16 protein-coding genes are annotated in these 19,925 nt (G+C 44.3%); 15 read left to right on the forward strand and 1 reads right to left on the reverse strand.

All coding sequences use genetic code 11. From position 1 onward, the window contains the following. The first annotated feature begins 67 nt into the window (after positions 1 to 67). The 12 genes from thrC to AC4PGZ_RS01240 all read left to right on the forward strand — a co-directional run bounded on the left by thrC (position 68) and on the right by AC4PGZ_RS01240 (position 17,061). On the forward strand, positions 68 to 1,561 hold the full coding sequence (thrC, locus tag AC4PGZ_RS01185; RefSeq protein WP_492159268.1) for a threonine synthase: 1,494 nt from the start codon (positions 68 to 70) through the stop codon (positions 1,559 to 1,561). Positions 1,562 to 1,578: 17 nt separating this feature from the next. Next, positions 1,579 to 2,514 (forward strand): homoserine kinase, encoded by a 936-nt coding sequence (thrB, locus tag AC4PGZ_RS01190; RefSeq protein WP_492159269.1) that lies wholly within the window; start codon positions 1,579 to 1,581, stop codon positions 2,512 to 2,514. Positions 2,515 to 2,632: 118 nt separating this feature from the next. Next, positions 2,633 to 4,513: a PTS fructose transporter subunit IIABC gene (locus AC4PGZ_RS01195; protein ID WP_492159270.1), complete on the forward strand. Its 1,881-nt coding sequence runs from the start codon at positions 2,633 to 2,635 to the stop codon at positions 4,511 to 4,513. A 94-nt stretch (positions 4,514 to 4,607) separates the two neighbouring features. Next, complete coding sequence (locus AC4PGZ_RS01200; RefSeq protein WP_492159271.1) at positions 4,608 to 5,459, forward strand: patatin-like phospholipase family protein; 852 nt, start codon at positions 4,608 to 4,610, stop codon at positions 5,457 to 5,459. Between the two features lie 17 nt (positions 5,460 to 5,476). After that, positions 5,477 to 6,493, forward strand: a complete 1,017-nt coding sequence (locus AC4PGZ_RS01205; protein ID WP_492160236.1) for an FAD:protein FMN transferase — start codon at positions 5,477 to 5,479, stop codon at positions 6,491 to 6,493. A gap of 32 nt (positions 6,494 to 6,525) precedes the next feature. Continuing rightward, positions 6,526 to 7,005, forward strand: coding sequence for a methylglyoxal synthase (locus tag AC4PGZ_RS01210; protein ID WP_492159272.1), 480 nt, complete (start codon positions 6,526 to 6,528; stop codon positions 7,003 to 7,005). 18 nt (positions 7,006 to 7,023) lie between these two features. Next, positions 7,024 to 9,273, forward strand: coding sequence for an SF1B family DNA helicase RecD2 (recD2, locus tag AC4PGZ_RS01215; protein ID WP_492159273.1), 2,250 nt, complete (start codon positions 7,024 to 7,026; stop codon positions 9,271 to 9,273). A gap of 15 nt (positions 9,274 to 9,288) precedes the next feature. Beyond that, entirely contained in the window at positions 9,289 to 10,647 is a 1,359-nt protein-coding gene (locus AC4PGZ_RS01220) for an MATE family efflux transporter (protein WP_492159274.1), read from the forward strand. Between the two features lie 488 nt (positions 10,648 to 11,135). Continuing rightward, complete coding sequence (locus tag AC4PGZ_RS01225) at positions 11,136 to 12,518, forward strand: alanine/glycine:cation symporter family protein (RefSeq protein ID WP_492159275.1); 1,383 nt, start codon at positions 11,136 to 11,138, stop codon at positions 12,516 to 12,518. A 65-nt stretch (positions 12,519 to 12,583) separates the two neighbouring features. Further along, entirely contained in the window at positions 12,584 to 14,227 is a 1,644-nt protein-coding gene (locus AC4PGZ_RS01230) for a M20/M25/M40 family metallo-hydrolase (protein WP_492159276.1), read from the forward strand. Positions 14,228 to 14,356: 129 nt separating this feature from the next. After that, entirely contained in the window at positions 14,357 to 15,916 is a 1,560-nt protein-coding gene (locus tag AC4PGZ_RS01235) for an amidohydrolase (RefSeq protein ID WP_492159277.1), read from the forward strand. Beyond that, a complete protein-coding gene (locus AC4PGZ_RS01240; protein ID WP_492159278.1) occupies positions 15,913 to 17,061 on the forward strand; it encodes an AfsR/SARP family transcriptional regulator in 1,149 nt (382 codons plus the stop codon). The genes AC4PGZ_RS01235 and AC4PGZ_RS01240 overlap by 4 nt, the downstream gene beginning before the upstream one ends. 54 nt (positions 17,062 to 17,115) lie before the next feature. Here the strand turns inward: AC4PGZ_RS01240 and AC4PGZ_RS01245 are convergent, their stop codons facing one another. After that, positions 17,116 to 18,594, reverse strand: coding sequence for a leucyl aminopeptidase (locus AC4PGZ_RS01245; RefSeq protein WP_492159279.1), 1,479 nt, complete (start codon positions 18,592 to 18,594; stop codon positions 17,116 to 17,118). A 181-nt stretch (positions 18,595 to 18,775) separates the two neighbouring features. Between AC4PGZ_RS01245 and AC4PGZ_RS01250 the strand changes: the two genes are divergently transcribed. From AC4PGZ_RS01250 to AC4PGZ_RS01260, 3 genes are all read left to right on the forward strand, one after another. After that, positions 18,776 to 18,961, forward strand: a complete 186-nt coding sequence (locus AC4PGZ_RS01250) for a hypothetical protein (RefSeq protein WP_492159280.1) — start codon at positions 18,776 to 18,778, stop codon at positions 18,959 to 18,961. A 180-nt stretch (positions 18,962 to 19,141) separates the two neighbouring features. Beyond that, entirely contained in the window at positions 19,142 to 19,429 is a 288-nt protein-coding gene (gene rpsF, locus AC4PGZ_RS01255; protein ID WP_492159281.1) for a 30S ribosomal protein S6, read from the forward strand. A 12-nt stretch (positions 19,430 to 19,441) separates the two neighbouring features. Beyond that, a complete protein-coding gene (locus AC4PGZ_RS01260) occupies positions 19,442 to 19,918 on the forward strand; it encodes a single-stranded DNA-binding protein (protein WP_492159282.1) in 477 nt (158 codons plus the stop codon). Positions 19,919 to 19,925 lie beyond the last annotated feature (7 nt).

Here is a 19,925-nt window from a genome sequence, read left to right on the forward strand (position 1 = left end):
ATAAAATAAACATCACATTCACGGTGAACATATGTATTCTATCGACGGACAGAAAGGGAGATTTGAAATGGCAGAATTTTTCAGCACAAGAAACAGAGGGGAAAGCGTAAGGGGTTCAGAAGCGATAATGAGAGGGATAGCAGGCGATGGCGGGCTTTACGTTCCGGACTGCTTTGAAAATATATACGGGAAGTGCATGAAAGCGAAAAGCTACAGCGATCTTTGCAGCACGGTTCTTTCGAGCTTCTTCCCGGAGATAGATATATCTGACGATGTGGAGGCTGCATACATGAAATTCAGCACGAATCCTCCTCTTTGTATAAAAAAAGCAGGAAGCCTTCATGTAATGGAGCTATATCATGGACCGACCTGCGCCTTCAAGGACTTTGCGCTTTCGGTTCTCCCATATCTCATGAGAAAATCCAGAGAGCTTGAGAAGGACAGCCTCAGGACAGTCATACTGACTGCAACCTCAGGGGATACAGGAAAGGCGGCGCTCGAAGCTTTTTCTGACAGAGGAACAGGAAGCAGGGACATACAGATAGTTGTGCTGTATCCGCAAAACGGAGTAAGCGACATTCAGAAAAGGCAGATGATAACCCAGGAAGGCGAAAATGTAAGCGTAATAGGCATAAATGGCAACTTTGACCATGCACAGAGCGCCGTAAAGGAGATATTCTCAGATTCCGGGCTCAAGGCTGAGCTCATTCAAAAGGGTATAGAGCTCTCGTCTGCAAACTCTATAAACATAGGAAGGCTGACACCTCAGGTTGCATATTATTTCCATGCCTACAGGGAGCTGCTTGAAAGAGGGGACATATCCGAGGGAGAAGAAGTCAGCTTCTGCGTGCCTTCGGGGAATTTCGGGGATATACTCGCCGGTTACTACGCGAAAAAGATGGGACTTCCGGTACATCGCCTGATATGCGCATCAAATGAGAATGATGTCCTGGCAGAATTCTTCAGGACCGGAACCTACGACAGGAGAAGGGAACTTCTTTGCACATCATCGCCATCTATGGACATACTGATCTCAAGCAACATAGAAAGGCTGCTCTATCATATATCAGAGAGCACTCAGGCTGTTTCAGGCTGGATGGAAAAACTTGAAAAAGATGGATTCTACTCTGTATATGGAGATGACAGTCAGATGAATGAAAAGATAAAAAGAGAGCTCGCAGTATTTGATTTTGGAAGCACAGATCATAAGACTGCTCAGGACACCATCAGAAGAACATTTGAAAATCACGGTTATCTGATGGATACACATACCGCGGTTGCCTTCAGCGTTGCTGAAAAATCAGCTGTCTCAGGCGTCAAAGTGGTACTTTCCACGGCGAGTCCGTTCAAGTTTGCATCAAGCGTCTGTGATGCACTTGGAATAGATACTTCAGGGGCCGGCGAGTTTGAAGTGCTCGATATGCTGAGCGCAGAGACAGGATGCGAAATCCCTCAGCCGCTGAGAGAACTGAAAGACAAGAAGATAATCCATGAACTCACGGCTGACAGAAGAGACATAAAGAAAGCTGTAGTTTCATTATTATACGGACAGAATAAATAGAGATACAGGAGAAGGATATGAATATAAATAAGAAAATAGTGCTCAGGGTTCCGGCTACATCTGCAAACGTGGGACCGGGATTTGATTCTCTGGGCATGGCACTAAGCATATACACAGAAGTGAGCTTTGAACTAAGTGGAAGCGCTGAGCATAATGATCCGGAAAGCATGGAGCTCGAATTTGAAGGCTGCGAAGAAAAGTACGCAGACAGGAAAAATCTAATATATACTTCCTTTGTGAAGGGAATCGATCATTTAGGAGGGAGTTTCCCAAAAAAGATGAAGATAGGGATAAAAAGCGAGGTTCCTGTGTGCAGGGGGCTTGGAAGCAGCGCGGCTTGCATAGTAGCAGGAGTAAAGGCTGCCTATGAAGCATCATGCGAACAATACTGCGACCGTGAAGTGCTTGAGATATGCAATCTCATAGAGGGTCACCCCGACAATGTCACTCCCGCCCTAATGGGAGGATTTACTGCATCAATGCAGAAGGATGGAAGGGTATTCATGTCGAGCATACCTGTGAGCAGAGAGCTGAGGTTCATCGCATGCGTTCCACAGTTCAGCCTCTCTACAGAATATTCGAGGTCAGTGCTTCCGAGCAGCGTGGATTTCAGAGACGCCATATACAATGTCAGCCATGTATCGCTTATGATATCCGCATTCGTAAACAGCGAATTCGAGCTTCTGAAGACGGCTGTGAGCGACAGGCTTCATCAGAGATACAGATCCGGGATAATAGATGAATATGAGGAAGTGATGGAGATATGTGAAAAGATGTCTTCGACAGCGAATTTCCTGAGTGGAGCAGGGCCGACGGTGATGATAATTGACCAGGATCAGAGCAACACCCTTGAGATGTACCAGGAGAGGCTTTCGAAGCTGAAAAGAGGCTGGAAGGCATATGAGCTGAGGATAGATTTTGAAGGCACTAAGGTGAGAAAAGAGGGATTTTAGACGGAGCATAAATATGCTCTGTTTTTTTGTTGAAAATTGTATTCAATCAAATACTCATTAATGGTATTATATAGGGTATAGCAGATAAATCTGATTTATAGAAAAGGGAGGGAAGGCAGTGATAATAACGGATCTTTTAAAAAGAGAATGCATAGACATAGACATGATGCCATTATCAAAGCACGAAGTCATAGAAAAAATGATAGCCATGATAGTATCCACGGGCAGCATATCGGATGTCAAGGCATTCTCAGAAGCTGTCTTTGAAAGGGAAGCTCTCATCACGACTGGAATAGGTGATGGAGTAGCCATACCTCACGGAAAATCGTCAGCAGTAAAAAAAACGGTACTCGCAGCGGCAGTGTGCAGAGAGGGACTGAACTATGAATCCATAGACGGAGAACCTACCTATCTCATTTTCATGATAGCTTCCCCGGACAATGAGGATGACAGTCATCTAAGCCTGCTTTCAAGGCTGTCTGCGATGTTAATAGATGAAGACTTCAGAAAGAAGCTCATAAAATCAGAGACGGTGGAGGAGTTTCTCCAAAGTATAAATTTCTGTGAACAGAAAAAGTTTCCTGAGCAGAGCGAAGCAAAGCCTGAACTTAAGGATAAAGACTTCGCATCCCGAAATGACAGATATGAACTCCTTGCGGTCACCGCATGTCCTACAGGAATAGCTCACACATATATGGCGGCAGAAAAACTGGCATCAGAGGCAAGAAAAAGAGGCATAAACATAAAGATAGAAACTAATGGCTCGAGCGGCATCGCAGACGTACTCACAGAGGAGGAAATAAGATCTGCAAGAGCAGTCATACTTGCGGCTGATACGAAGATAGATACGGACAGATTTGAAGGAAAGAAGGTCGTAAGGGCATCCTCAGCTGAGGGCATATACAGCCCCGGAAAGCTTATAGACATGGCGCTTGAAAACGGAAAGGAGTCACCAGGTACAGAAAAAGCCGCTTCAAAGATATACAGGAATCTCATGAACGGAATCTCACATATGCTGCCTTTTGTAATCGGAGGAGGCATCCTCACGGCGCTTTCATTTCTCCTGGGAGATTACTCGCTGAGCCTTGGAGAAGCTGTTTCAGGCGGTGAGGTATCAGTATTTCTGAAAAATGCGGGAGACATAGCATTCAGCTTCATGCTTCCGGTGCTTTCGGGATATATAGCATCAGGAATAGGAGACAGGCCTGCGCTTGCGGCCGGATTCACAGGAGGAATGATTGCCTCTCAGGGAGGCTCTGGATTCATAGGAGCGGTTGCGGCCGGATTTCTTGCAGGCTATACAGTCGTATTTCTCAAAAAGCTTTTTTCTGCAATGCCGGAACCTCTTGAGGGCATGAAGCCGGTCCTTTTCTATCCTCTTTTCTCAATACTCATAGTTTCCGCAGCAATGCTCTTTGTCGTAAATCCTCCGCTCAGCTTACTAAACAGTGAGTTGAGCCGGGGGCTCATGTCTATGCAGGCAAAAAGCAGGATACTTCTGGGAGTCACGGTTGCAGCGATGATGGCCGTAGATCTTGGGGGGCCTTTTAACAAAGCGGCATATGTATTCGCACTGGCGGCTCTGGAGTCGGGCAACTATGAGATCATGGCGGCAGTGATGGCCGGAGGCATGGTACCTCCGCTTGCAGTGGCGCTTGCCGTTACATTCTATGGGAGGGGATTTACGGATGAGGAAAAGAAAGCAGGACTGACAAATTATATAATGGGGCTTTCCTTCATTACGGAAGGCGCTATCCCGTTTGCGGCGGCTGACCCTTTTAGAATAATACCCTCATGCGTTATTGGATCCGCGCTTGCAGGCGGGCTGTCCATGGCGTTTGGATGTACGCTTTCGGCGCCTCACGGAGGCATATTCGTGCTCCCGCTCATGGGCGAAAGAATGGGATATATAGCAGCTGTAGCGGCGGGATCGGCAGCAGCAGCGCTTCTCATAGTGCTGCTCAAAAAGGCCGGGCATGCGCACAATGATGCGCAGTGAAGCGAATTGTATGATATAATATTTTCAGAAGCAACTGTAACAAATATGACATCAGGAATACACTGATTTTTAACTAGAAAGAAGGTTTTAGAAAATGAAGAGAGGTCTTGTGGTTGAAGGCGGAGCTATGAGAGCCATATTCACATGTGGCGTGCTTGATGCTCTGCTCGATGGAAAAGTGGAGGTTGATTATTTTATTGGAGTTTCTGCAGGCATAGCAAACGGAGTTTCGTATCTGTCCGGGCAGAAGCACAGAGGAAGAGATATCCTTATAGGATATGCAAATGACCCTCGCTACATGGGGACCAGAAACCTGTTCAACCCCAAAAACAGGAGCTATTATGGAATAGATTTTGCATTCAGGGAGATACCCATGGTTCACAATCCGTTTGACTTTGAAAGCTACAGAGATTTCAGAGGAGAGGTCAAGGCGGTAGTAAGCAATCTTGAGACAGGACTGCCCGAATATCTGGATGTTGAGGCAGATGAGAGCATGATGGAGAGCATAATCGCAAGCTGCTCGCTTCCGGTAATGTTTCCTGTGAAAAAGATAAATGGGACTCCTTATCTCGACGGGGGAGTCAGTGACCCTATACCTGTTCAGAAGGCAATAGATGACGGGTGCGACAGGATCATAACCATACTGAGCAGAGAAGAGGGCTACAGGAAAGGTCCTGAAAAAGGAGGCAGGCTTGCAGAGACAAAGTACAGGAAGTACAGGGATTTCTGCGATACCATGAGAAGAAGACCGGAGATATATAACAGCCAGGTCGAGCTCGTGGAGGAGCTTGAGAGAAAAGGAGATATCAAGGTAATAAGGCCGGTTTCCACAAAAGGAATAGGAAGGCTTGAGAAAGACACTTCAAAGCTGATGCAGCTTTATATGCAGGGATATGAGTCTGCAATGTCAAGGATGGAAGAAATACGAGAATATATGATGAGATAGCGGGAAGGATTTTGCTGATGATATATGTCAGGATAAAAAAAATCATTGTTGTAATGTTGATGGCAGCGATGGTCGGATCAGTATCAGGATGCTCCCCTAAGGAGAGTGAGCAGGAACAGCCGCTTTCTGCAGAGATATTTGCGCTGGATACGGTGATAAGCCTCAGCATATGGGGAGGGTCACAGGAGGCGCTTGACGGGGCGGTCGCCCTCTGCTACAAGTACGAAAAACTTCTGAGCAAGACTATTGAAGGAAGCGATGTACACCGCATGAATAATGCTGACGGAGAATACATCCAGGTAAGCGAGGATACGGCGATGCTTGTCAGAAAGAGCATCGAGTTTTCTGAGGCCTCGGATGGCTACTTTGACATTACGATATCTCCGGTAAAGGATCTCTGGGACTTCAAGGCGGAAAATCCCGCAGTGCCCGCCAGGGACACCATAGATAAGGAGCTCGCAAGAGTAGGCTACAGAAACATTGAAATCGAAGGAAACCGCATCAGGATGAAAAGCGGAGCGCAGATCGATCTTGGAGCGGTTGCCAAGGGATATATAGCAGATAAAATTGCTGAATATCTCAGAGCTGAGGGAGTGGAAAAGGCCATACTCAATCTTGGCGGGAACATAGTCATGGTTGGAGAAAAGGAAGAAGGTATTCCATGGACAGTAGGAATAAAGAATCCTGACGGAGGACAGAATGAATATATAGCTACTGTTGATGTGAAGGATGCATCGGTGGTTACATCGGGAGTATATGAGAGGTTTTTTGAGGTGGATTCTGTAGTCTACCATCACCTTCTGGATCCGTTCACAGGATATCCGGTGCAAAATAAGGTCAAGTCAGTCACCATAGTCTCTCAAAGCTCTCTTGACGGAGACATACTGAGCACGACATGCTTTGTGCTGGGGCCGGAGAAAGGCCTGCAGCTTATTGAAAGGCTTGAGGATGCAGAGGCAGTATATATAATGGAAGACATGAGCATAATAAAGAGCAGCGGTATTGAAAAATACAGCTTCAAGATGCAGGAATAAAAGACAATCATAAAATATGGAGGTAAAAGTCATTGGAAAGAGCGTATATAGAGGTAACAATCGAAAAGAAGAAGAATATAGCGCTGATTGCGCATGACAGCAAGAAATCGGAGCTTGTGAAATGGTGCATGGACAACAAAGAAATACTCTTAAGACATGATCTTTGCGGAACAGGAACTACAGCAAGGCTCGTATCTCAGAAGACAGGGCTGAGGGTGCTGGGATACAACAGCGGACCTCTTGGAGGAGACCAGCAGATAGGAGCCAAGATAGTCGAAGGAGAGATAGACCTCGTGGTATTCCTTTCTGACCCGCTGACTGCACAGCCGCATGATCCGGATGTCAAAGCGCTGCTCAGGATTGCGCAGGTATATGATATTCCGATAGCAAACAACCGCGCTACGGCTGATTTCATAATAACTTCAAAATTCATGGACATGCCTTACAGTCATACGGTAATAGATTACAAAGAGAATATAAGGCACAGAGCAGAATTTATGGAGTATATATAAAACATCTGAGGAGAAAAAATGGAGAGTTTTGAAGGCAAGGTCGTTGAGATAATATACAGAAATGATGAGAATGGATATACAGTTGGCGTCATGGAGACGGTGGAAAATGAAATAATCACTTTCGTAGGGACGTTTATTTCAATAGAAGAGTCAGATTATCTCAAGATAAGCGGAAATCAGAAGCTCCACCCCTTGTATGGAATGCAGCTTGACGTGAAAAGCTATGAAATGCCGGACCTTGGAAGCCGAAAGAGCATACTGGCATATCTTTCGTCAGGGATAATAGATGAGATAGGTCCCAAGATGGCACAGCGGATTGTGGACCTCTTCGGAGACGAGACTTTTGAGATAATGGACAATCAGCCGCACCGCCTCCTTGAAGTAGAGGGAATAGGAAAAAAGAAGCAGGAAAAGATAATCGAGAGCTTTCAGTCAAAAGTCAGGCTAAGGAGCATAATCGTAGCACTTGCGGAATACGGCATATCTCCAAACATAGCCATGAAGCTCTACAGGGCTTTTGGAGAGCAGACGCTTGGAATAATAAAGTCAAACCCTTATGAAATATGTGCAAAGATAAAGGGCATCGGGTTCATAAAGGCGGACGAGATCGCAAGAAAGACAGGATTTGCAAGAGACTCGATACAAAGGATAAGCCAGGGAATAAAATATGTACTTGAGGAATTCTGTTATCAGGGAAATGTATTCATGAATATCGAAGACCTTCAGGAAAGCTCTATGAGGCTTCTCGGATGTGATGCTGATAAATTCGAGCAGGGAATTTATGAGCTCTGCATAAGCGGTCAGGCCGTGCTTGAAAACAAGGACGGAGCAAGGCGGATGTATCTGTATAATTTCTACAAGGCGGAAAATGCAGTAGCAAAGATGACGGTGGACCTCCTGAGCCAGGCTGCAAGCACTGACTTCACAGGAAGAAGCGCAGAGTCTATGATCACTGAGACTGAGGACAGGCTTGGGAAAAAACTTGCAAAGAGACAGAGAGAAGCGGTGATATGCGCTCTTGAGAACAGCCTGATGGTACTTACGGGAGGCCCGGGTACGGGAAAAACTACTATTGTAAGCTTTATAATCGAATGCTATGAGCAGATAGGAAAAAAGGTGACTCTGTGCGCGCCTACAGGGAGGGCGGCAAAGCGCCTCGCAGAATCGAGCGGCAGAAAGGCGAGCACTATACACCGCCTTCTTGAGGTCGGATATACAGATGAAAACGAACAGGAGAATTTCTATAACAGAGACGAAAGCAATCCTCTTGACACAGATGTTCTGATAGTCGATGAGATGTCTATGGTAGACATATTCCTTATAAAGGCGCTTTTCTGCGCCATAAAAACGGGAACATCGGTAATAATGGTAGGAGACCGGGACCAGCTGCCTTCCGTGGGACCTGGAAAGGTGCTGTGGGATTTCATAGAAAGCGAAAAAGTAAGCACGGTGACTCTCGACGAGATATTCAGGCAGTCAAGTGAGAGCAGCATAATAATCAATGCACACAGAGTTAATCAGGGGAAACCGCTGGAGCTGGTAAAAGGCGCGGATGACTTCTTCTTTATGGCCAGGAATACTCACAGCGAAGCGGCAGATCTCATAGTAGAGCTCATATCCTCAAGGCTGCCTCAGTATTTCGGAGTAAAGCCTCAGGACATACAGATACTTTCACCTGTGAAAAAATCCGAATCAGGTGTAAACGAGTTAAATCGAAGAGTACAGGAGGCTGTAAACCCTCCGGCGAAAGAAAAATCGGAATTCAGGCATTCAGAGAGAGTCTTCAGGACTGGAGACAAGGTTATGCAGATAAGAAACAATTATGAAAAAGAATACACGGGTTATGGCGGCATTGAGTCCGGAAAGGGAGTTTTCAATGGCGACATAGGTTATATAGATGCGGTGGACACAAGGGCAAAGCAGTTCTATATCAGCTTCGAGGATGGAAGAAGATCAAGGTATGAATTTTCAGAGGCTGACAATATAGACCACGCATACGCGGTGACTGTACACAAGAGCCAGGGCAGCGAATTTGACATAGTGATAATCCCGGTGCTTTCGGTGCCTTCTGTCATGCAGAGCAGGAACATACTCTACACGGCTCTCACAAGAGCAAAGCAGGCGGTCGTGCTTGTGGGCTCCATGAAAAGCATCAACAGGATGATTTCGAACACCAGCCTCATAGAAAGAAACTCATCACTGGCAGAACGGATTGTATATATAAGCGAGATTCTGAAAGATAAAAATGAGAACACGGCTTTAAGCTGATACAAAGGGAGAGATATGATAAAAAAAGACATCAGAGCAGCAGAGCTTTACAAAACAATGTTTACGGTTGCCATCCCGATTGTAATACAAAACCTTATAGGAAATTCGCTCACGATAGTTGACACTGTGATGATAAGCTCGCTTGGAGAAGCCTCAGTGGCTGCAGTGGGAATAGCGGGAAGGCTTCAGTTCCTGTTCGTGCTCATAACATTCGGGTTCTACAGCGGAGCGGGAATATTCATGGCGCAGTACTTTGGAAGCAGGAACTTCGAACGGATGAGGGTAACGATGGCCATGCAGCTCGTGCTTGGAATAATGTCATCTGCAGTCTTCATGACCGTAGCCCTGGTTTTTCCGAGATGGTACATGAGCATATTCAGCAAGGATCCTCAGGTAATAGAGCTTGGGATTGGGTATCTTAAATATCTTGGATGGGGATTCGGGATGCATGCCATATCCTATGCATATATAGTATCTCTGAGGAGTATAAGAGACTCACTCTATCCGATGTATGTAAGCGCCATAGCGCTTATTGCGAACACATTGCTGAATTACGGGCTCATATTCGGAAATTTCGGCCTTCCGCAGCTTGGGGTGGAGGGCGCGGCCATAGCTACTACGATTTCAAGGTTCATAGAGGCAGGCTTCATGATATACTCTGTATATTTTGGGAGCAGGTTCGTCCTTCGGGCAAAGCTGGAGGATTTCAGGAAGATAGAGGCTTCTTTCCTCAGCAGGTATTTCAAGATAGCGCTTCCGGTAATATTCAATGAAGGTCTTTGGGGGCTTGGGACCGTCATGCTCTCGGTAGCATATGCAAAGCTCGGGACTCAGGCGGTAGCGGTTTCTCAGGTGGCATCTACTATTAATGACCTCATGATGGTGCTTGCGTTTGGAATCGCCAGCTCATCATCCACAATACTTGGAAACAAGCTCGGCGAAGGGGCTATGGATGTGGCGGTGTTTTATTCCAGGCGAATTATGGCAATGGCGCTTGTGCTCGGGTTTGTCACCTCGGGGGCCATACTCGTGTTCAGGCCTCTTATACCGACGTTCTTCAGGCTTGAGCCGGAAAGCATAGAGGATATAAAACGGATACTCCTCGTAAAGGCGGCGTTCAGCCCTCTGATAACCTTCAACTGGACCAATGTCATAGGGATACTCAGATCTGGTGGGGATACATTTGCAGGCCTGATGCTGGAGATCATTCCGCTCTGGTTTGTCGCAGTGCCGATATCCTTTGCAGGGGCATTGTATTTTGGCTGGCCGATAGAGATAGTTATACTTGCGGGAAGCATGGAGGAAGTCATAAAGATGGCTTTTGGAGTCCCAAGGGTTCTCAAGAACAAATGGGTTAACAATATAGCGGTATGATATACGAAAATAAATGCCGGAGCTGACATGAAGTCAGCCCCGGCATTTTTATGAAAAGCTCATCCTGAATCAGATCTGGGAGAGAGTGTGGTCTGAATAATATCGAAATAAATCAAATGATGTCCGAAAAATTCGAATAGAAAGTCAATTTAACGAGATATTATCAATGTTTGAAAAATGACATAAAAAAACAATAAATTTTAAAACTTTTTTAAAAATTACTACCAAAATGTTTTAAAAATACGAATAGATTCAAACATAAATAAACATTTATTTGTGATACTTATTAAGCGGATGGATCTGAAAAGTGGGCTCTGTAGAACTTTGATTTTTTATTGATAAAAAAATAACCATTTCCTGTATTCTTTAAAATAAATTATAAAATCAGTGTAAATTTTCAGATAAAGGCAGATTTAAAAACAATAATAAAACGTTTTCCGTGTATCATGAGGTGAATTATAAATTACATAACAGGAGGAATTATTATCATGGAAACATTTTTAGGTCTGGTTTCAGCAATTTCAAACTGGCTCTGGGGAATCCCACTTCTCGTACTTCTTGGCGGTGGAGGATTATTCCTGAGCATTTATCTTGGATTTTTCCAGTTCAGGTATCTGCCTTTTATAATTGGGCAGACTTTTGGGAAGATATTTTCAAAGCCTGAGGGAGAAGGAACCGTATCTCCTTTTCAGGCTGCAACTGCGGCTCTCGCATCAACTGTAGGAGCATCAAATATCGTAGGAGTGCCGGTAGCCATAGCTTTTGGAGGACCGGGAGCGATATTCTGGATGTGGGTATTCGCACTTCTTGGATCGGCATCAAAGTTCTCTGAGATTCTGCTTGGAATAAAGTACAGAGAAAAGAATGCTGAGGGAGAGTTTGTAGGAGGACCGATGTACTATCTGAGCAAAGGTCTCAAGAGCAAATTCCTTGGAGGATTCTTTGCATTCTTCCTGATGATAGAAATCGTACCTTCGATTGCTACTCAGTCTGTGTCATTCATTCAGACGGCAGGAACAATAGGAGTTCCAAATATGGTATCAGCAGCAATTATGACAGTAATAGTACTAATTGTAGTTTATGGCGGAATACAGAGAATAACGAAGGTAACTGAAAAAATGGTTCCTTTCATGGCCATATTCTACCTGCTTGGAGCAATGGTAATAATCGCGGTAAATATAACGGAGCTTCCTGGCGTGATAGCGCTTATATTCAAGTCTGCGTTCACACCGCTTGCGGCAACTGGAGGATTTGCAGGATCTACAATCGCAGGAGCTCTGAGATGGGGTTCTGCGAGGGGAACATACTCAAACGAGGCCGGAATGGGAACAGCGCCTATGGCTCACTGCGCTGCGGTTACTGACCATCCTGTGAGACAGGCATTCTGGGGAATATTCGAAATAATAGTTGATACTCTCTTCATATGTACAATGACTGCGTTCGTAGTTCTTACTACGGGCCTGTGGGAAAACGTACCGGCTGCAGAAGCGGCTTCAATCCCGGCGCGTGCATTCCAGTCCGTTTTTGGAAATTCGCTTGGAGGCGGAATCGTTACTTTCTGCATAATGATGTTCGTGCTTTCTACTATAATAGTACTTGTGTTCTACGGAGAAAAGCAGGCAGAGTTCCTGTTTGGAACTAAATTCGGTAAAGTAATGAAATTTGTAAACGTTGCAGCGATAGTGCTGGGTGCGATAGGTGGAATTGAATTCCTTTACCAGTTCCTTGATCTTCTGCTTGCGATGGTTATAATACCTAACATGATAGGACTCGTGCTTTTGAGAAAAGACGTAAAAGAGTCGCTCGATGATTTCTTTGGAAATCCAAAGTATTATCCGGGAGCAAAGGTAAAGGAAAGAAAGGCTGAATAATAAGGGTTTAAGATTATATAATTAAGAGGTTTTGTTTTTATAGATACATTTAAGGAGGCAAGTAAATGACTGAAAAGATAGCAAAAAGAATTGAGGAGATCGCTATAGAGCTCACTAATGAGCTCAGCGTGGTAGAGACTCCGGGAGAACTGGATTCTGTCAACAAGATATTTGAGATATTCTCAAAGATGCCATATTACAGAGAAAACCCTGAAGATCTTTTCTTTGTTGAAACAGGAGACAAGCTTGGAAGAAAAAGCGTTGTCGCAGTGCTCAGAGGGAAAAAGGGCATCAGCAAAAAAACGGTTGTAATGATAGGACATACCGATACTGTGGGAATCTCGGATTATGGCAATCTTCAGGAATATGCCAACAGGCCATATGAGCTTATGGAAAAGCTCAAAGAGGTTACGCTGAGTGAAGAGGTGACCAGAGATCTCAATTCTGGAGAGTATCTTTTCGGAAGAGGAATCTTTGATATGAAGACGGGGGATGCCATAATAATGGCTCTCATGGAAGAAATCGCGTCTGAAATAGAGAATTTTGAAGGAAACCTCATATTTGCCGGAGTATGCGACGAGGAGGGTAATTCAGGCGGAATGCTGTCTGTAGTACCGAAGCTGGTAGAAATGCAGGAAAAAGAAGGTCTTGAGTATCTCGCGCTTCTTGATACGGATTACATGACATCTGAGTTTGAAGGCGATGAGAACAAGTACGTATATATAGGTACTGTAGGAAAGCTGATGCCATCTTTCTACGTAGTGGGAAAAGAGACGCATGTAGGAGAATCCTTCAAGGGGATAGACCCTAACCAGATAGCATCCCATATAACAAGCAGGATAAACCTGAATCCTGAATTCTGCGACGTTGCAGAGGGAGAAGTTTCACTTCCTCCTATCACTCTTCATCAGAGAGATCTCAAGCCGGAGTATTCAGTTCAGATCGCAAAATCGGCTACGCTTTTCTTCAATTATGCGACTCACTGCTCGACGCCGGATGAGGTTCTCGTAAAGATGAAGAATGCGGCAAATGAAGCCTTCCAGGAAGCTATAGACACTCTTAACAGCAGGTACAGCACTTTCTGCGAGATGGCAGGAAGAAAACAGGAGCTGCTCCCGTGGAAAGCAAGGACGATGACATATGAAGAGCTTCTTGCAGCTGTGGAAAAAGAAAATGCGAGCGTTAAGGATATTATGGACGAGTACAACAGGGAGCTCATGAAGGATGAGGACCTAGATCCAAGGACATTCTCTCTCAGGATGGTAGAAAAGCTTCATTCGCTGTGGTCTGACAGAGAACCTGTGGTAGTCGTATACTTCTCGCCTCCATACTATCCTCACATATATGTGGAGGGAACAGCTGAGAAGGAAAAGAATCTTATTGATGCTGTGGCAGAGGCTGTAGACTCAACAAAGACAGACTACAGACTCGTGTACAAGAAGTTCTTCCCGTATATATCAGATCTCAGCTATGCAGCAGCTCCAAAGGATCCTGCGATAATAGCGGCGCTCAAGGACAACATGCCTGGATTCGGAAGCAAGTACGATCTTCCGCTTGAGGACATGCAGAAGCTGGACCTGCCTGTGCTTGACATTGGAAGCTTTGGAAAGGATGCACACAAATTTACCGAGAGAATCGAAAAGAGATACAGCTTCAATGTAGCTCCAGAACTTGTGTACAAGACTGTAATGAATCTATTGAAAAAATAACATACTGAAAATATAAATCTCTGTTTTAGCAAAAAGGCATGAAAAACCTCAAAGTTTTTCGTGCTTTTTTGTCGAGTACGATTTGAGTATGATATAATTGTCATATAAAAATATATATGAGGTGACGACTTGATACTTATAAATGGGAATATAATCAATTTTTCTGGAGAGAATTACAGTTGGATAAGAACTGATGGCAAAAAGATAGCAGAGCTTGGATATGGGAGCGGATATGAAAGATATGCCGGAAGCGATGAGGAGATAATCGACCTGAGAGGAAGAAGCCTGCTGCCGGGATTTTATGACAGCCATGTCCATCTGGATGAAACGGTAATCAATGAGAACAACATCGATTTCAGTGAGGCGGTAAATTTCGGATATATAGAGAAGAAGCTCAGAGCTATGTGCGACGACAGACCGGACAAGAAAATAATCATGGGGCTTTCACTGCACTATCATACGCTTGAAGAAAGAAGGCTTCCTACGAGGAGGGAGCTTGACCGGATGTGTCCTAACTATCCGGTGTGGATAGCGAGCAGAGACCTTCAGAAAAGCGTGGTGAACTCAAGAGCCCTCGAGCTTATTAAGGTACCCTTCAGTCTAAATGGTATACAGGAAGACGAGGACGGCGTAATCACAGGAATCCTTGAGCACGAGGCGAACGCATATGCGAAAAACAAGATAATGAATCTCTATACCTTTGAAGAAAAATGCAGCATGATAAGAGACTATATAAACCAGAAGATCCTCCCTATGGGAGTGACGACCGTAGTTGCTATAGAAACAAGTCTGATAAGAGAGCGGGAGGATTATCAGAAATTCCTCAAGTTCATCAAGAAGCTGCCTGTAAATATTGAGCTGTATTACAGCATTACTGACACGGATGAAATCAAGGCTAGAAAGATGAAGAGGATGGGCGGAGACATAGGCGTGGATGGGTCTTTTACATCCAGAAATGCCGCACTCTTTGAAAACTACGAAGATGTAGATGGCAACGGAGACCTGTATTTCAGCCAGGAAGAGCTCAACAGGCTTGTCCTTGAGTGCTATGAGGCCTCTCTTCAGATCGGGCTTCATGCTGTGGGAGACAGGGCTTTTGAACAGGTGCTGTCAGCGCACGAGTATGCTCAGACGATATGTCCGGGAACAGATCTGAGGCACAGGGTTGAGCATGCAGAGCTTCTGAGCTTTGATCAGATAAAGCGGGCAAAAAAACTTAATCTGGTGCTTTCGATGCAGCCGGTGTTTGAGACCCTTCTCGGGAATACGCAGAAAGGACTTTATGAAGGCTGCAATGAGCTTTATGTAGAATCGCTCGGAGAGAGGCACCTGAGGACCAACATGTTCAGGCAGATACTTGATGAGGGGATAGTTATATGCGCAGGCTCTGACAGCGCGCTCACGCCTGTAAATCCTCTGCTGGGTATATATTCTGCAGTAAACCATCCCAAAAAGGACCATGCGGTGACTCTCATCGAGGCCATTAAGATGTTCACTTCATCTGCGGCATATGCCACATTCAGCGAATCTGAAAGAGGAAGCATCGCCAGAGGTAAAAAAGCAGATCTGACGGTCCTCGATAAAGATATACAGAAAGTTAAGCCAGAATCCATAAAAAATATTTCTGTGGACATTACTATAAGAGACGGAAGGATAGTATATTCGAGGAACCGGGAGGAGCTGTTATGATGCAGGAAATGCTTGTCGTAAATCTCCTGGGAAATGCGGGGATATATTACAGGGGCGAAGATATAACCACCAGGCTGAGCTCGAAATCCGTAGCCATAATAATGTATCTGGTGGAAAACTACAACAAGAAGATAACGAGAGAAAAAATATCAGATCTGCTGTGGGCCGAGAAATATGAAAACTCAGGCTATAATCTCAGATACAATCTATGGAACATAAAAAAAGTAATACCAGGGGATGAAGAGGGCAGAAGCCTCATACTCGCAAACAAGGAATACTGCTATATAAATCCTGAATACAGGTTCAATTCTGATGTAATAAGGATAAAGAAGCTTGAAGAAAAGCCGCTTTCATCCATGAGCCTTGAGGAGCTCAGGGAGATGAAGTCCGCGTTTCGGGGTGATTTTCTGGAACAGCTGCATATAAAGGATGCGGAGGAGCTTTATGAGTGGATACTATCAAACAGAGTGAGATATCAGAAGCTTCATGCGAGCTGTCTTAATCAGATATATCTCAACCTGAAAGATACCCACATGCATGAGGAAAAAGTGGAGATTCTTGAGGAAATACTTCTTCAAAATCCATATGATGAGGAAAGCCATTACAACCTGATGACAGAGTATATAAAGCTGGGAGAGCGTCACATGGCCATATCTCAGTACAAGAAGTGCGACCAGATACTAAGAGCAGAGCTCAACATAGGCGCTAAGAAGAAGCTGAAGGAGCTCTACCTCAAGCTGCTTGACGACAGGACCGAAATCAGCGAGCACAGGGAGAATCTCAGGGAGATGCATATCAATAGCTACTGCAACAGGAACATAGAGTATCTTGCGCTCGGACAGCTTATGGAATCCCTTCTGAGCCTTGACCGCGAAAAGGGATTCAGGGCGGTGAGCGACTCAGAGCTGAGAGTGTTCTCTTCAGTAGTTTCTACCGGAGACAGTGACCTCGAGCACGCAGCTCAGGTAAAAGACATAAGGCTTTTCATCGCTGTGAGGGATGTGATGAAAAGCCTTATGGAAAAGATGACGATTCGGATATATCTCCATAATAAAGAAAAGCTGGATCCAAGGTCCAGGAATTTTTTCGACTACATAATGGGAACTGACAGCGAGATCAAGAATGCCATAGAGCTTGTGAAATAGATAAAAGCCGGAATCCTCAAAGGAGTCCCGGCTTTTAAAATTTAATCTTTTATTTTATTTTATCTGAGATGCTATATCAAATAGCAGCTCCACGCCATAGCCTGTGCCGCCTTTTCTGCAGTAAGGAATGTCCTTTTCAGCAGCAGAGGTGCCTGCTATATCTATGTGTACCCATGGCGTATCATTTACGAATTCACCTATGAAAGCTCCTGCGGTGCTTGAGCCTGCATATTTTCCTCCGGAGTTCTTAAGATCCGCTATCTCTGATTTATTTCTTTCTTTTATGCTCTCATCAAGAGGAAGCCTCCAGATTTTCTCGTTGGACATCTTTGATGCCTTTTCAACAATCTTATAAAGTTCCTCGCTGTTAGTGACTATTCCGGCATAATCAAGCCCTAGAGCTGAAAGCACAGCACCTGTAAGCGTAGCTATGTCTATGATTTTGGTGGCTTTTTCATTTTCACGTGCAAATGTGACTGCATCGGCAAGCGTAAGCCTTCCCTCGGCATCCGTATTAACGACCTCTATGAATTTGCCTGCCATTGAGCCGATAAGGTCTCCAGGAAGATAAGCCTCTCCAGAGATCATGTTTTCGCATGCGGCTATTACAGCAACGACATTGACCCTGAGCTTCGCCTCTGCTATGGACTTGATTGCTCCAACCACAGCAGCCGATCCGGCCATGTCGGTCTTCATGGTAATCATGCTGTCAGTCGGCTTTATTGAGTAGCCGCCGCTGTCGTAAGTAAGTCCCTTTCCAACGAGTGCAAGCTTTTCATCGGAGCTTTTGTTTCCTCTGTAATTTATAACTATGAGCCTTGGTTTGGCAGAAGATCCCTTTGCAACAGACAGGAATGCAGTCATGCCGAATTTTCTGATGGCTTCCTCATCATATATATCTATGTCAAGGCTGAGCCCTGAAAGTATCTCCTTAACCTTATCCGCAAGGTCTTCAGGCTTCATGAAGTTTGAAGGCTCATTGACGAGATCTCTTGCTATGATGGTATTATCAGCAAGCAGGGAAGCTCTTTTTTCGCAGCGGGGAGCCTCATAATACTCTGAATATATATCTATGGAATCTATTCTCTTTGTCTTATCTTCTTTCGTCTGATATCTTTCGAATGCATACTCAGCAAGAATCATGGCCTTGCATGATTTGAGGAATGAATCTACTTTATTCACGCAGGGTGCGATATTCTCCATGAATATCAGCGGCTTTTCGGCTTTCAGGCTCTGAAGCGATGTAACGGCCTTTCCGAAACCATTCATAAGGGTATCCGCTGTCAGGTCTTTTTCTTCGCCAAAGCCTGCAAGGACTATATTTACATGCTTGCTGGTCCCTTTGAAGAACGATGTGAAGCTGTAGATCTCGCCTTTTTTTGCCTTGAAGAGTTCTGAGTCTATGTAAGGCTTTACAAGATTGCAGAAATCTTCTTCGAAAAAGTCTGCCATTACTGCCGGAGAGGTGAACGGGATAACATAGGAATCGTAATCCTGCATTATTTCAAGACTGTGTAAAATGTTCAATTTCATGATAGCCTCCTTATATTTTTCAACATGGATTTCCATTCTTTCTTTAAGGCTATTTTAACTCAAAAGAAGAACTGTGTACATAGCTTTTTGCCTTGACAAACTTATATATGAAATATAAACTGTAATTACAGAGGTGCATATGTGCCCTGCTGGAGGAATCAGAAGAAAGAAGGGGATCTGTTTGGAAAAGAAGAAGGAAATAGACATAGACAGCATACTTTCAAAGTTAAAGGAAGAAAAATCCAGGGGCGAGATTGACCAGAAGCCTCTCAGCGAATTCAGGAATAACCAGAAGCATTTTCAGTATGATTATGAAGAGGATTTTTATGAGCCTCACAAGAGTTCCTATTCGTATGATGACTATTAACATTCAGGAAAAAACAAAAAATATGATGTAAAACTCAAAAAAAATTTGCAAGCACCGTATATTTATGTTAAAATAATACGGTATGAGATTTGCGCATGTGAATGCGAAGAAATGAAAATTTCGGTTCTCATCTTTCTGCTCAGATAATGAGCCGTATAGTCCAAAGGGAGGTGAAATGTAATGAAAAATTATGAGTTAGTTTATGTACTAAGACCAACTCTTGATGATGAGGCAAAAACAGCTGTACTTGACAAGGTTAAAGCAATAATTGAAACATCTGGAGAAGTTGAGAAGGTTGATGTATGGGGAGCAAGAAGACTTGCATACGAAATTCAGAAGCTTAACGAAGGTTTTTATGTTCTTGTTAACTTTAAGGCAAGCACAGACATACCAAAAGAGCTTGACAGAAACCTTAAGATCAGCGACAGCGTAATCCGTCACATGATAATCAACTTAGATGAGAAGTAAGAGGTAAACACTATGAATGTTGCAATACTGATTGGAAGACTTACAAAAGATCCTGAGCTAAGATACATTCCTTCAACAGGAAAGGCCGTAGCTACATTTGCAATTGCAGTAGACAGACCATTTACATCGAAGGATGGCCAGAGACAGACTGATTTTTTCAACATAGTAGTATGGGGAAAAATAGCAGAAAACTGTGCCAACTATCTTTCCAAGGGAAGACTGGTTGGAATAAAGGGTCAGATCCAGAACAGAAGTTACGATACTCAGAACGGTGAGAAGAGATTCGTAACTGAAATAATTGCCGATACGGTTCAATTCCTGGAAAAAGCTCAGGGAGCTTCACCAAGAACTGATTTAAGTCAGGGATTTTCAAATGCAGGCTCAGATATATTTGAGCCATCCGGATTCCAGGCTCCAGAAGGATTTTCTCCAAAAGGGCTTGACGACGAAGGCTACAGAGCACTTGAGGATGATGACGTACCATTTTAAGAAGGAG

The sequence above is a fragment of the Proteocatella sp. QWL-06 genome (assembly GCF_058684135.1).

Coding starts and splice junctions, on each gene's coding strand:
- recD2 (WP_492159273.1), top strand. CDS start 7,024: ATGGAGAGTTTTGAAGGCAAGGTCGTTGAGATAATATACAGAAATGAT.
- rpsF (WP_492159281.1), top strand. CDS start 19,142: ATGAAAAATTATGAGTTAGTTTATGTACTAAGACCAACTCTTGATGAT.
- AC4PGZ_RS01260 (WP_492159282.1), top strand. CDS start 19,442: ATGAATGTTGCAATACTGATTGGAAGACTTACAAAAGATCCTGAGCTA.
- AC4PGZ_RS01205 (WP_492160236.1), top strand. CDS start 5,477: ATGATATATGTCAGGATAAAAAAAATCATTGTTGTAATGTTGATGGCA.
- AC4PGZ_RS01220 (WP_492159274.1), top strand. CDS start 9,289: ATGATAAAAAAAGACATCAGAGCAGCAGAGCTTTACAAAACAATGTTT.
- AC4PGZ_RS01245 (WP_492159279.1), bottom strand. CDS start 18,594: ATGAAATTGAACATTTTACACAGTCTTGAAATAATGCAGGATTACGAT.
- AC4PGZ_RS01200 (WP_492159271.1), top strand. CDS start 4,608: ATGAAGAGAGGTCTTGTGGTTGAAGGCGGAGCTATGAGAGCCATATTC.
- AC4PGZ_RS01240 (WP_492159278.1), top strand. CDS start 15,913: ATGATGCAGGAAATGCTTGTCGTAAATCTCCTGGGAAATGCGGGGATA.
- AC4PGZ_RS01225 (WP_492159275.1), top strand. CDS start 11,136: ATGGAAACATTTTTAGGTCTGGTTTCAGCAATTTCAAACTGGCTCTGG.
- thrB (WP_492159269.1), top strand. CDS start 1,579: ATGAATATAAATAAGAAAATAGTGCTCAGGGTTCCGGCTACATCTGCA.
- AC4PGZ_RS01230 (WP_492159276.1), top strand. CDS start 12,584: ATGACTGAAAAGATAGCAAAAAGAATTGAGGAGATCGCTATAGAGCTC.
- thrC (WP_492159268.1), top strand. CDS start 68: ATGGCAGAATTTTTCAGCACAAGAAACAGAGGGGAAAGCGTAAGGGGT.